Source organism: Phaeospirillum tilakii, from assembly GCF_042683125.1.
GTDB classification, from domain to species: domain Bacteria; phylum Pseudomonadota; class Alphaproteobacteria; order Rhodospirillales; family Magnetospirillaceae; genus Phaeospirillum; species Phaeospirillum tilakii.
Window position 1 is genome coordinate 1 of the sequence record NZ_JBHUIY010000024.1, and the last position, 13,119, is coordinate 13,119.

Below are 13,119 nucleotides of genomic sequence, written 5' to 3' on the forward strand. Positions count from 1 at the left end.
TTCTTCCTCAAGATCAAGCACTTCAGGCGCATTGCCACCCGCTACGACCAGACGCCAAGGGCCTTCTTGTCCTTCCTCAGCCTCGTCAGCGCATTCATCTGGACCAAATGAATGTCAACGCGCTCTAGCTTTTGAGTAAGGGACTTGCTTCGGCACCGTTGCCTTGACTATGCTGCCGCTCCCTGCGCTCCGCCCGCCCCCTTGGCGGCGGCGCGGGGACCGGCAGTGCAAACAAACGGGACAAGAAATGACAGAGAGGGCTTTGATCACGGTCGATGGCAACGAGGCGTGCGCCTCGGTGGCTTACCGGGTCAGCGAGGTGGCGGCGATCTATCCGATCACCCCTTCCTCGACGATGGGAGAGCTGGCCGATCAATGGTCGGCGGAAGGGCGGAAGAACATCTGGGGCCAGGTCCTGGAAGTGGCCGAGATGCAGCACGAGGGCGGCGCCGCCGGCGCGGTCCATGGCGCGTTGCAGTCGGGCGCGCTGGCGACCACCTTCACGGCCAGCCAGGGCCTGCTGTTGATGATCCCCAACATGTACAAGATCGCGGGTGAGCTCACCAGCTACTGCATGCACGTCACCGCGCGCACGCTGGCGACCCATGCCCTGTCGATCTTCGGCGATCATTCCGACGTGATGGCCTGCCGCCAGACCGGCTTCGCCATGCTGGCCTCGGGCTCGGGCCAGGAAGCCCACGACCTCGCCGCGATCGCCCACGCCTCGACCCTGCTCTCGCGCGTGCCGTTCCTGCATTTCTTCGACGGCTTCCGCACCTCGCACGAGGTGACCAAGATCGAGGAGTTGACCGACGCGGATCTGCTGTCGCTGATCGACCCCGACGCGGTGGCGGCGCATCGCGCCCGCGCGCTGTCGCCCGATCACCCCACCCTGCGCGGCACCTCGCAGAATCCCGACACCTTCTTCCAGATGCAGGAAGCCCGCAACCGCTGGTACGATGCCTGTCCCGGCATCGTCCAGGCGCAGATGGACCGCTTCGCGGCCCTGACCGGGCGCCGCTACCGGCTGTTCGATTATTACGGCGCCCCCGATGCCGAGCGGGTGATCGTGCTGATGGGCTCGGGCGCCGAGACCGTCCACGAGACCGTCACCGCGCTGACCGCCAAGGGCGAGAAGGTCGGCGTGATCAAGGTCCGCCTCTACCGTCCGTTCTCGGTTGACGCGCTGATCTCGGCCCTGCCCGCCACCACCCGCGCCATCGCCGTGCTCGACCGCAGCAAGGAGCCGGGCGCGGTGGGCGAGCCGCTCTACCAGGACGTCGTCGCCGCGCTGCACGAGGCCAAGGCCGCCGGCCAGCGCCCGACCGCGACCGATCCGGTGGTGATCGGCGGCCGCTATGGCCTCGCCTCGAAGGAATTCACCCCGGGGATGGTCAAGGCGGTGTTCGACGAACTCGCCAAGCCCCAGCCCAAGCCGCATTTCACCGTCGGCATCATCGACGACGTCACCCAGCTGTCGCTGCCGGTCGATCCCGAGTTCCGCCTCGACCATCCCGGCGTCAAGCGGGCGGTGTTCTTCGGCCTCGGCGCCGATGGCACGGTCGGCGCCAACAAGAACTCGATCAAGATCATCGCCGAGAACGCCGGCTTCCAGGGCCAGGGCTATTTCGTCTATGATTCGAAGAAGTCGGGCGCGATCACCATCTCGCACCTGCGCTTCAGCAACGATCCGATCCAGTCGGCCTACCTGCTCGACGAGGCCGATTTCGTCGCCTGCCACCACTTCGTCTTCCTCGACAAGTACGACGTGCTGCGCTACGCCGCGCCGGGGGCCAAGTTCCTGCTCAACTCGCCCTATGACAAGGACGAGGTGTGGGATCACCTGCCGCGCGAGGTGCAGGAGGAAATCCTCGAAAAGAAGCTCAAGCTGCATGTGATCGACGCCCGCAAGGTGGCCCTGGCCGCCGGGATGGGCAACCGCATCAACACCATCATGCAGACCTGCTTCTTCGCCCTCTCCGGCGTGCTGCCGCGCGACGAGGCGATCGCCCACATCAAGGAAGCGATCAAGAAGACCTACGGCCGCAAGTCGGAAAAGCTGGTCCTCAAGAACTTCGCCGCGGTGGACAGCAGCCTGGAGTACCTCCAGGAAGTGACCATCCCCGGCCGGGTCACCGCCAACCGCACCCGCCCGCCGATGGTGCCGGACGATGCCCCCGCCTTCGTCAAGAACGTCACCGCGCCGATGCTGGCCAACCGGGGCGACCTGCTGCCGGTGTCGTGCTTCCCGGTCGATGGCACCTGGCCGACCGGCACCGCCCGGTTCGAGCGGCGCAACATCGCCGCCGAGATCCCGGTGTGGGACACCGCCCCCTGCATCCAGTGCAACAAGTGCGTGATGGTCTGCCCGCACGCCGCGATCCGCGCCAAGGTGGCCGAGCCGGACGCGCTGGCCAACGCCCCGGCCGGGTTCAAGCATGCCGATTACCGTGGCGGCGAGTTCAAGGGCAGCCAGTATCTGCTCCAGGTCGCGCCCGAGGATTGCACCGGCTGCACCCTGTGCGTCCAGGTCTGCCCCGGCAAGGACAAGACCGACCCGTCGCGCCGCGCCCTCAAGATGGAAGACAAGATCCCGCTGCTGGAGGCCGAGGCCGCCAACTGGGACTTCTTCCTGACCCTGCCCGAGGTCGACAAGGAAAAGCTCGGCGCGCCGACCGTCAAGACCGCCCAGTTCCTCCAGCCGCTGTTCGAGTTCTCGGGCGCCTGCCTGGGCTGCGGCGAGACCCCCTACCTCAAGCTGATGTCGCAGCTGTGGGGTGACCGCCTGATGATCGCCAACGCCACCGGCTGCTCGTCGATCTATGGCGGCAACCTGCCGACCACCCCCTACACCTGCAACAGCGAAGGCCGGGGCCCGACCTGGTCGAACTCGCTGTTCGAGGACAATGCCGAGTTCGGCTTCGGCTTCCGCCTCGGCCTCGACAACCACAAGACCCACGCCAAGCTGCTGCTGACCAGCCTCGCCACCGATGGCAAGCTGCCGGAGAAGCTGGTCAACGAACTGGCCCATGCCGTCGAGGACAGCGAGGTGGCGGTCGCCGCCCAGCGTGCCCGCATCGACGACCTGCGCCGGATCCTGTCCGGCCTCGACGACCCGCGCGCCCGCCGGCTGGAACAGGTCGCCGACTACCTCAGCGAGAAGGTGGTGTGGATCGTCGGCGGCGACGGCTGGGCCTATGACATCGGCTATGGCGGCCTCGACCACATCTTCGCCTCCGGCCGCAACGTCAACATCCTGGTGATGGATACCGAGGTGTATTCCAACACCGGCGGCCAGCAGTCGAAGGCCACCCCGATCGGCGCCGCCGCCAAGTTCGCCGTCGCCGGCAAGTCGCTGCCGAAGAAGGATCTCGGCATGATGGCGATGGCCTACGGGGACGTCTACGTCGCCAACGTCGCCTTCGGCGCCCGCGACGTCCAGACCGTCCGCGCCTTCCAGGACGCGGTGTCCTACCCCGGCGTGTCGCTGATCGTCGCCTATGCCCACTGCATCGCCCACGGCTACGACCTGTCGAACGGGCTGCATCAGCAGAAGATGGCGGTGGACGCCGGCTACTGGCCGCTGTTCCGCTGGGATCCGCGCAAGTTCGCCGCCGGCGAGAACCCGCTGTCCCTCGACTCGAAGGAACCGTCGGGCAGCCTCGCCGACTTCATGAAGGGCGAGGCCCGCTTCCAGATGGTCCAGCGGGCCAATCCGGAGCGGTACGACCATCTGGTCCACCACGCCGAGGACGCGATCAAGCGCCGCTTCGCCCTGCTGCGCCGCTTCGCCGGCCTGTCGGACGCGGCCGAGTAAGCCTCGACGTCAGTTGCGTATGCTGCGCGCCCCTCTCCCACCCGGGAGAGGGGCGTTTGCATTGGCGGGCTCCCGCCCGCACCCGGCCGGGGCGATGCCCCGGACCCCCTTTGTTTTCCTCGTCATGGCCGGGCTTGACCCGGCCATCCCTGTGTCAGCGGCTCCCATGGATGCGCGGATCAAGTCCGCGCATGACGGAAAAGAGCCCCTGGTCAATCCATGATGAACTCCCCCCCAAAAAGGGGGGAGGTCCGGAGGCGACAGCCTCCGGGCGGGGTGCGGGGCGGCAGCCCCGCCCGGGACGCGAGCTGGCCCGACCGCCCTGCCCCTATTAGCTACTTATCTACTATTCTAGTGGCTTTGTTCTTGACCCGGATCGGGGCGCTGACTAGGGTCGGCCTCCGGTTCCCCCCGTCAGAACGGAGCGTCTCCGATGTTGTCCCGTCTTCGCCCGCTGGCCGTTGGCCTGCTCGCCCTGGTCGGCCTCGCCGCCCCCGCCCTCGCCGCCGACAAGGTCGAGGAGGTCCGCATCGATTACGCCTATTACAACCCGGTCAGTCTGGTGCTGAAGGAAAAGGGCTGGCTGGAGGAAGAGCTGGCCAAGGACGGCGTCAAGGTGCGCTGGGTGCTGTCGCAGGGCTCGAACAAGGCGCTGGAATTCCTCAATGCCCAGAGCCTTGATTTCGGCTCGTCGGCCGGTTCGGCGGCGCTGCTGGCCCGCATCAACGGCAATCCGGTCAAGTCGATCTATGTCTATTCCCGGCCGGAATGGACCGCGCTGCTGACCCGCGACGGCTCGCCGGTCCAGGGTGTCGCCGACCTCAAGGGCAAGCGGGTGGCGGCGACGCGCGGCACCGATCCGCATGTGTTCCTGATCCGCGCCCTGGCCGGGGTCGGCCTCGGCGAAAAGGACATCAAGCTGGTGCTGTTGCAGCATCAGGACGGGCGGCTGGCCCTGGCCAAGGGCGATGTCGATGCCTGGGCCGGGCTCGATCCGCTGTTCGCCCAGGCCGAGCTGGAGGATCACGCCCACATCTTCTACCGCAATCCCGACCTCAACACCTGGGGGGTGCTCAACACCCGCGAGGCGTTCGCCGCCGCCCATCCCGAGCTGGTCGAGGCGGTGATCCGCGCCTATGAGCGCGCCCGCGCCTTCGCCCAGGCCAATCCGGCCGAGCTGAAGCGGGTGATCGTCGAGCAGGCCAAGCTGAGCGAGGCGGTCGCCGCCCGCCAGCTTGAACGCACCGATCTCGCCACCGCCGCGATCGGCGAGCGTCAGCGCGACACCATCACCCAGGCCGGGCTGGCCCTCCAGCAGGCCGGGGTGATCCCGGCCAATGTCGATGTCCCCGCCACCGCCGCCGCGCTGATCGAGCCGTCCTTCGGCGCCCGCCTGGGGGTGAAGTGAGATGGGCGGCGCCCTGACCGCTCCCGCCGCCGTGCTGGCGGCGGCGCCCGGGCGGCGCGGCGCCGGCCGGGCGGCGGGCGGCCTCGCCCTCGGCCTGATCCTGCCGCTCGGGCTGGCGTTCGGCTGGGAAGCGGTGGTCGCCCTCGGCTGGGCCGATGACCGGCTGCTGCCGACCCCGTCGCGGATCCTCGCCACCCTGGCCGCGCTGGCCCAAAGCGGCGAACTGGGGCCGCATGTGCTGGCGACGCTGCAACGGGTGGCGCTCGGCTTCCTGTTCGGCGTCGCCGCCGGCACCCTGTTCGGCGCCCTCAGCGGCTATTGGCCGCTGGCGCGGCGGCTGCTCGACCCGACCCTTCAGGCGCTGCGCAACATCCCCTCGATCGCCTGGGTGCCGCTGTTCATCCTGTGGTTCGGCATTTTCGAGACCTCGAAGGTGACGCTGATCGCGGTCGGGGTGTTCTTCCCGATCTATCTCAGCCTCGGCGCGGCGATCCTCGGGGTCGATCGCAAGCTGGTCGAGGTCGGCCGCAGCCTGCGCTTCAGCCTCCGCGAGATGATCACCCGGATCCTGCTGCCGGCCACCCTGCCGAGCTATCTGGTCGCCCTGCGCGCCGGCCTCGGGCTGGGCTGGATGTTCGTGGTCGCCGCCGAGTTCATGGGCGCCGAGCAGGGGCTGGGCTTCCTGCTGGTCGATGGCCAGCAGACCGGACGGCCGGCGGTGATCCTGGCCTCGATCGTCGCCTTCGCCCTGCTCGGCAAACTGAGCGACAGCCTGCTCGCCGCCCTGTCCGCCCGCCTGCTGACCTGGCAGGATTCCTTCACCCCGGCGAAATGAGCGCGCCATGCTGACCCTGACCCAACTCGACAAGCGCTACCCCAACGGCACGCTGGCGCTGTCCGGCCTGACCCTGTCGATTCCGGCCGGCGAGATCCTCGCCATCGTCGGCGGCTCGGGCTGCGGCAAGAGCACCCTGCTGCGGCTGATCGCCGGGCTCGACGCGCCGTCGCGCGGGCGGATCGCCCTCGACGGCGCCCCGATCGCCGAACCCCATCCCGACGTCGCGGTGGTGTTCCAGGAGCCCCGGCTGATGCCCTGGCTCAGCATCGAGGACAATGTCGGCTTCGGCATCCGCGCTTTGCCCGCCGCCGACTACCGCGCGCGGGTCGAACAGGCGCTGGAGCGGGTCGGCCTGCTCGACCGCCGCGCCCACTGGCCGCGCGAATTGTCGGGCGGACAGGCGCAGCGGGTGGCGCTGGCCCGCGCCCTGGTGCGGCGGCCCCGGGTGCTGCTGCTCGACGAGCCGTTCTCCGCCCTCGACGCCCTGACCCGGGCCGGGTTGCAGGACCATCTGCTCGAATTGTGGGCCTATGACCGCCCGACCCTGATCCTGGTCACCCACGACATCGAGGAGGCGCTGGTGCTGGCCGACCGGGTGGTGGTAATGCAGCCCGATCCCGGCCGGATCCGGCTCGACCTGCCGCTGCCGCTGGCGCGGCCGCGCGACCGGCTCGACGGCGAGTTGCTCGGCTGGAAGACCCGGCTGCTGACCGAACTGGGCGCCGCCGCCCGCCCGCTGCCGCGCGACGAGGCCTTCCCCGCCGTGGCGATCTGATCCCCTCCCCGTCCCTCCCCCGCCCGAGGCCCCCCGATGAGCAATCCCCGCCGCCCCGAAACCGTCGCCGCCCATGCCGCCAGCCATCCCGACCCGCTGACCGGGGCGGTGATCCCGCCGCTGCATCTCTCCACCACCTACGAGCGGGACGAGGATCTCGGCTATGGCCGGGGCCGCTGTTACGCCCGCGCCGACAATCCGTCGTTCGACGCCGCCGCCGCCACCCTCGACGGGCTGGAGGGCGGCACCGGCACCCTGCTGTTCGCCTCGGGCATGGCGGCGGCGACCGCCGTGTTCCAGGCGCTGGCCCCCGGCGACCATGTGGTGGTCGGGCGGGTGATGTACTGGGCGCTGCGGGCGTGGCTGACCGGGGCGGCCAGCCGTTGGGGCCTCACCGTCAGCTTCGTCGATACCGCCGACCTCGATGCGGTGCGGGCGGCGCTGCGGCCGGGCCAGACCAAGCTGATCTGGGCCGAAACCCCGGCCAACCCGTTATGGACGGTCAGCGACATCGCCGCGCTGGCCGAACTGGCCCACGCCGCCGGCGCCCGCCTCGCGGTGGATTCGACCGCCGCCACCCCGGTGCTGACCCGGCCGTTGAGCCTGGGCGCCGATCTGGTGGTGCATTCGGCCAGCAAATATCTCAACGGCCATTCCGACGTGATCGCCGGCACCGTCACCGCCGCCCGCGCCGACGAATTCTGGGCGGCGATCAAGGCGGTGCAGGTCCAGCAGGGCGGCGTGCCCGGCGCGTTCGAGGCCTGGCTGCTGCAACGCGGCCTGCGCACCCTGTTTTTGCGGGTGCGGGCCCAGTCGGCCTCGGCGCTGACCCTGGCCGAGCGCCTGTCGGCCCATCCGGCGGTGGCGGCGGTGCTGTATCCCGGCCTGCCCGACTTTCCCGGCCACGAGATCGCCGCCCGCCAGATGAACGGCGGCTTCGGCGGCATGCTGTCGATCCGGGTCAAGGGCGGGCGCGAACGGGCGATCGCCACCGCCGCCCGGGTGGAGCTGTGGCGCCGCGCCACCTCGCTCGGCGGGGTCGAAAGCCTGATCGAGCACCGCGCCAGCATCGAGGGACCGACCTCGCCGGTGCCGGACGACCTGCTGCGCCTGTCGGTCGGGATCGAGGCGGTCGAGGATCTGTGGACCGACCTCGCCACCGCGCTCGACGCCGCCACCCTCGCCTGATCCGACAAGAGGACTTCCCCCCCGATGGCCGTCAAACCCCTCCCCCGTCCCGCCCAGACCCCGGCCGAGGCGCTGAAGCAGGCCCTGCGCGACCAGGCGCTGGCGCTCGGCGCCGATCTGGTCGGCTTCGCCCCGGTCGAACGCTGGGCCGAGATCGGCGAGGTCCCGCCCGATTACCGCCCCGAGGCGATCTTTCCCGGCGCCCGCTCGGTGATCGTGGTCGGGGTGCCGATGCTGCTGCCGGTGATCGAATCGACCCCGTCGATCAATTACCAGGAAATGTACGACACCTCGAACCGGCTGCTCGACGAGATCGCCTACCGCCTCGCCACCGGACTCAACCGCCAGGGCCACCCCACCCTGTGCCTGCCGCGCGACGGCTATGCCAGCCTGGAGGCGCTGCTGATCAACCCGTTCGGCTCGTTCAGCCACACCTACGCCGCCAAATATGCCGGGCTCGGCACGGTCGGAGTGTCGCGCAACCTGCTGGTGCCGGAATACGGCCCGCGGCTGCGGCTCAATTCGGTGATCACCTCGGCCGAGATCCCGCCCGACCCGCTGCTGGCCGACGAGCTGTGCACCAAGTGCGGCCTGTGCGAGAAGACCTGCCCGGCCCGGGCGATCCGCACCCGTGACGACGGCATCCTCGGCGATCTCGACAAGGACGAATGCACCCGCCACCACATCGTCCTGCGCGACGAGGGCCATTGGCCCTGCGGCATCTGCGCCAAGGTCTGCCCGATCGGCCAGGACCGTAAACACTTCACCCCGCTGCCGCTGCGCCGCTATCGCGACGAGGCGGCGGCGCTGGCGAAGAACCCGGACGATCCGACCTACCGCCGGCTGGTTCATCTCCGCCGCCACGGTTCGCGCAAGCTGCGGTGAAAAAAGCGGGCTCTGCCCGCACCCGCCAAGGGCCGCAAGGCCCTTGGATCCCGTCGATGGTCGGGCGTGGCGCACACCTGTCGGCTTGGGCGCGGGCGCCGGCAGCGCGAAGAACCAGGAATGGGATCCAAGGGCCTTCGGCCCTTGGCGGGTGCGGGCGGCGCCCGCCTTTCCCGCATGCCCGCCGGTCGTGACAGCGGGAAGAATCCGGGCTAGTGTACCTGCCCATTTTCAGAAGTTCCCCGGGAGCCTTGTCCTTGGATTACGTCAGTACGCGCGGCCTTGCGCCGGGTTTTGGGTTTGACGACGTGTTGCTGGCCGGTCTGGCCGGCGATGGCGGCCTGTATCTGCCGCGCGAATGGCCCCATTTCTCCCCGGCCGAGATCCGGGCGATGCGCGGCCTGTCCTATCCCGAACTGGCGGCCCGGGTGATGCGGCCGTTCATGGAAGGCAGCGCGGTCGAGGCCGAGCTGCCCCGGCTCTGTCTCGAGTCCTATCAGGGCTTCGCCCATCCCGCCGTCGCCCCGCTCAAGCAGCTCGACGCCGACCGCTGGGTGATGGAGCTGTTCCACGGCCCGACCCTGGCCTTCAAGGATTACGCCCTGCAACTGGTCGGCCGCCTGTTCGACGCGGTGCTGGCCCGGCGTGGCGCCCGCGTCACCATCGTCGGCGCCACCTCGGGCGATACCGGCTCGGCCGCGATCGAATCCTGCCGCGACCGTGCCGCCGTCGATATCCTGATCCTCCACCCCCAGGGACGGGTGTCCGAGGTGCAGCGGCGGCAGATGACCACCGTGCTGTCCGGCAACGTCCGCAACCTCGCCGTCGCCGGCACCTTCGATGACTGCCAGGATCTGGTCAAGGCGCTGTTCGCCGACCACGCCTTCCGCGACGAGGTCCATCTCTCGGCGGTCAATTCGATCAACTGGGCCCGGGTGATGGCCCAGATCGTCTATTATTTCTGGGCGGCGCTGGCGCTGGGCGCCCCCGACCGTCCGGTCGGCTTCTCGGTGCCGACCGGCAATTTCGGCAACGTCTTCGCCGGCTATGCCGCCCGGCTGATGGGCCTGCCGGTCGAGCGGCTGGTGGTGGCGTCCAACAGCAACGACATCCTCACCCGCTTTTTCGCCAGCGGGGTGATGCGGACCAGCGGCGTCGTCCCCACCTTGTCTCCCAGCATGGACATCCAGGTTTCCAGCAATTTCGAACGGCTGATGGCGCTGACCGTCCCCGGTGGCGGCGCGGCGGTGGCCGACTTGATGGCCACCTTCCGCCAGAGCGGGGCGATGACCCTGCCCGAAACGGCGTGGCAGGCGATGCGCGCGGTGTTCTCGGCCGACCGGCTCGACGACGCGGCGACCCTGGCGGCGATGCGCCGGCTGAAGGAGACCACCGGCGAGACCTTCGACCCCCATTCGGCGATCGGCGTCGCCGCCGCGCTGCGGGCCGAGGTGCCGGACGGGCTGCCGCTGGTGGCGCTGGCCACCGCCCATCCCGCCAAGTTCCCCGACGCGGTCGAGCGCGCCACCGGCGCCCGCCCCGGCCTGCCGCCCCATCTCGCCGACCTGTTCGCGCGGCCGGAGCGGGTCGAGCCGGTCGCCAACGACGCCGAGGCGCTGAAAAGCGTGGTCCGCGCCTTCGCCGGGCGCAACCGCGCATGAGCGAGGCGATCCGGGAAACCCGCCTCGCGTCGGGTCTGCGCGTCGTCACCGATCCGATGGAGACGGTCGAGACGGTGTCGCTCGGGGTGTGGGTCGAGGCCGGCACCCGCCACGAGCCGGTGGCGGTCAACGGCGTGTCGCACCTGCTCGAACACATGGCCTTCAAGGGCACCGAGCGGCGCAGCGCGCTCGACATCGCCGAGGAGATGGACGCGGTCGGCGGCCATCTCAACGCCTACACCGCCCGCGACCACACCGCCTATTACGCCAAGGTGCTGAAGGAGGACGCCGGCCTCGCCCTCGACATCATCGCCGACATCCTCCAGCACTCGACCCTCGACCCCGAGGAGCTGGCGCGCGAGCAGGCGGTGGTGGTGCAGGAGATCAATCAGGCGATCGACACCCCCGACGACATCATCTTCGACCATTTCCAGGCCACCGCCTATCCCGACCAGTCGCTCGGCCGCGCCGTGCTGGGCAGCGAGGCGGTGGTGCGCGGGATGGAACGCGACACCATCCTCGGCTACATGCGCGACCATTATTCCGCCCCGGCGATGGTGCTGTCGGCCTCGGGCCGGATCGACCATGACAAGCTGGTGGCGGCGGCGGAACGCGCCTTCGCCGCCCTGCCGCCGCCGCGCACCTCCTCGACCGACCCGGCCCGCTACCGGGGCGGCGATTTCCGCGAGGAACGCGACCTCGAACAGGTCCACATCGTGGTCGGCTTCGACGGCGTCACCTATCAGGACCCGGATTATTACGCCGCCTCGGTGCTGTCCACCCTGCTCGGCGGCGGGATGTCGAGCCGGCTGTTCCAGGAGGTGCGGGAAAAGCGCGGGCTGGTCTACACCATCTATTCCTTCGCCTCGTCCTATGACGATGGCGGCCTGTTCGGCGTCTATGCCGGCACCGGCGAGGACGAGGTGGCCGAACTGATCCCGGTGATGTGCGACGAGATCGTCAAGGTCGGCGCCGGGGTGCGCGAGATCGAGGTCCAGCGCGCCCGCGCCCAGCTCAAGGCCTCGATCCTGATGAGCCTTGAAAGCACCTCGTCGCGTTGCGAGCAGTTGGCCCGCCAGATGGCGATCTACCGCCGCCCGGTCAGCGTCGCCGAGGTGGTTGCCGGCATCGAGGCGGTCACCCCCGACGATTGCGCCCGGGTCGCCCGCCGCCTGTTCGCCACCACCCCCACCGTCGCCGCGATCGGGCCGCTCGGCCAGGTCGAGTCCTACGAGCAGATCGCGGCGCGGCTGAAGCCGTAAGACGGGGGCGCTGCCCACACCCGCCAAGGGCCGCAAGGCCCTTGGAACCCCTTGATGGTCGGGGGCGCGCGCGACAAGGGAACGGGGTCCAGGGGCCTTGCGGCCCCTGGCGGGCGTGGGCGGAGCCCACCTTAACCCAGGGTCAGACAGGATGAGTCTCGACGAGATCGATCTCGATCCGATCCGCCCGGACCGGCCGCCGGCCGAGACCCGGGTGGTGGTGGCGATGTCGGGCGGGGTCGATTCCTCGGCCACCGCCGCGCTGCTGCTGGAACGCGGCTATCAGGTGATCGGGGTGACGCTGCGGCTGCACGACCCGTGCGACACGGCGGTCGGCTGCTGCGGCGGGCGCGACCTGCATGACGCCCGCGCCGTCGCCGACCAGCTCGGTATTCCCCATTACGTCCAGGATCTCGAAGCCGAGTTCCGCCGCGACGTGATCCTGCCCTTCGCCGCCAGCTATGCCGCCGGGCGGACCCCGGTCCCCTGCGTCGAATGCAACCGCACCGTCAAGTTCCGCGACCTGATCGGGCTGGCGCGCGACCTCGGCGCCGACGCGCTGGCGACCGGACACTATGTCCGCCGCCGCCCCGGCCCGGACGGGGCCGAATTGTGGCGCGGGGCCGATCCCGGGCGCGACCAGTCCTATTTTCTGTTCGCCACCACCCGCGACCAGCTCGACTTTCTGCGCTTTCCGCTCGGCGGGATGAGCAACAAGGCCGAGACCCGCGCCCTTGCCGCCCGCCACGGCCTCAAGGTGGCGGCCAAGCCGGACAGCCAGGACATCTGCTTCGTCCCCGACGGCGACCATGTCGGGCTGGTCGGCACCCACCACCCCGAAACCCTGCGGCCGGGCGAGATCGTCGATCCGGACGGCCGGGTGCTGGGGCACCATCCCGGCATCGTCCATTTCACCGTCGGCCAGCGGCGCGGGCTGGGGATCGGCGGCGGGCCGCCGCTCTATGTGCTGGGGCTCGACGCCGGGGCCAACCGGGTGATCGTCGGCCCGCGCGCGGCGCTGGCGCGGCGGCGGATCCGGCTGTCCGGCCTCAACTGGCTGGGCGGGCCGGAAACCGAGGCCGAGGTCAGCGTCAAGGTCCGTTCGACCCGCCCGCCCGCCCCGGCCCGGCTGGTGCGCGGCGGTGGCGGCCACGCCGAAATCCGGCTCGACCAGCCCGAATACGGCGTCGCCCCCGGCCAGGCCTGCGTGATCTATCACAATCATCGCGTGTTGGGCGGCGGCTGGATCGAAGCCGCCGACCCGGTGTGATGCTGCGCCGCATCC

9 protein-coding genes are annotated in these 13,119 nt (G+C 69.9%); all 9 read left to right on the top strand.

Going from position 1 to position 13,119, the window contains the following annotated elements:
• Positions 1-247 precede the first annotated feature (247 nt).
• The 9 genes from nifJ (at position 248) to mnmA (ending at position 13,104) form a co-directional block, all read left to right on the top strand.
• Entirely contained in the window at positions 248-3,817 is a 3,570-nt protein-coding gene (gene nifJ, locus ACFSNB_RS12200; protein WP_377316917.1) for a pyruvate:ferredoxin (flavodoxin) oxidoreductase, read from the top strand.
• Positions 3,818-4,250: 433 nt separating this feature from the next.
• Positions 4,251-5,225 (top strand): aliphatic sulfonate ABC transporter substrate-binding protein, encoded by a 975-nt coding sequence (locus ACFSNB_RS12205; RefSeq protein WP_377316919.1) that lies wholly within the window; start codon positions 4,251-4,253, stop codon positions 5,223-5,225.
• Position 5,226: 1 nt separating this feature from the next.
• Positions 5,227-6,060 (top strand): ABC transporter permease, encoded by an 834-nt coding sequence (locus ACFSNB_RS12210; RefSeq protein WP_377316921.1) that lies wholly within the window; start codon positions 5,227-5,229, stop codon positions 6,058-6,060.
• Positions 6,061-6,067: 7 nt separating this feature from the next.
• Positions 6,068-6,838, top strand: a complete 771-nt coding sequence (locus tag ACFSNB_RS12215) for an ABC transporter ATP-binding protein (protein WP_377316923.1) — start codon at positions 6,068-6,070, stop codon at positions 6,836-6,838.
• Positions 6,839-6,874: 36 nt separating this feature from the next.
• Positions 6,875-8,026, top strand: coding sequence for a trans-sulfuration enzyme family protein (locus ACFSNB_RS12220; RefSeq protein WP_377316925.1), 1,152 nt, complete (start codon positions 6,875-6,877; stop codon positions 8,024-8,026).
• 24 nt (positions 8,027-8,050) lie between these two features.
• Positions 8,051-8,911, top strand: a complete 861-nt coding sequence (locus ACFSNB_RS12225; RefSeq protein ID WP_377316927.1) for a 4Fe-4S dicluster domain-containing protein — start codon at positions 8,051-8,053, stop codon at positions 8,909-8,911.
• Positions 8,912-9,168: 257 nt separating this feature from the next.
• Entirely contained in the window at positions 9,169-10,572 is a 1,404-nt protein-coding gene (gene thrC / locus ACFSNB_RS12230) for a threonine synthase (protein WP_377316929.1), read from the top strand.
• The gene (locus ACFSNB_RS12235) at positions 10,569-11,834 is read left to right on the top strand and encodes a M16 family metallopeptidase (protein ID WP_377316931.1); all 1,266 of its coding nucleotides are present in this window, start codon (positions 10,569-10,571) and stop codon (positions 11,832-11,834) included. Before thrC ends, ACFSNB_RS12235 begins: the two co-directional genes overlap by 4 nt.
• A 151-nt stretch (positions 11,835-11,985) precedes the next feature.
• Positions 11,986-13,104: a tRNA 2-thiouridine(34) synthase MnmA gene (mnmA, locus tag ACFSNB_RS12240; protein WP_377316933.1), complete on the top strand. Its 1,119-nt coding sequence runs from the start codon at positions 11,986-11,988 to the stop codon at positions 13,102-13,104.
• Positions 13,105-13,119: the final 15 nt, after the last annotated feature.

What these genes read in the sequence shown, in the direction of transcription:
- nifJ (WP_377316917.1), top strand. Translation starts at nt 248, where the DNA reads ATGACAGAGAGGGCTTTGATCACGGTCGATGGCAACGAGGCGTGCGCC.
- ACFSNB_RS12205 (WP_377316919.1), top strand. Translation starts at nt 4,251, where the DNA reads ATGTTGTCCCGTCTTCGCCCGCTGGCCGTTGGCCTGCTCGCCCTGGTC.
- ACFSNB_RS12210 (WP_377316921.1), top strand. Translation starts at nt 5,227, where the DNA reads ATGGGCGGCGCCCTGACCGCTCCCGCCGCCGTGCTGGCGGCGGCGCCC.
- ACFSNB_RS12215 (WP_377316923.1), top strand. Translation starts at nt 6,068, where the DNA reads ATGCTGACCCTGACCCAACTCGACAAGCGCTACCCCAACGGCACGCTG.
- ACFSNB_RS12220 (WP_377316925.1), top strand. Translation starts at nt 6,875, where the DNA reads ATGAGCAATCCCCGCCGCCCCGAAACCGTCGCCGCCCATGCCGCCAGC.
- ACFSNB_RS12225 (WP_377316927.1), top strand. Translation starts at nt 8,051, where the DNA reads ATGGCCGTCAAACCCCTCCCCCGTCCCGCCCAGACCCCGGCCGAGGCG.
- ACFSNB_RS12235 (WP_377316931.1), top strand. Translation starts at nt 10,569, where the DNA reads ATGAGCGAGGCGATCCGGGAAACCCGCCTCGCGTCGGGTCTGCGCGTC.
- mnmA (WP_377316933.1), top strand. Translation starts at nt 11,986, where the DNA reads ATGAGTCTCGACGAGATCGATCTCGATCCGATCCGCCCGGACCGGCCG.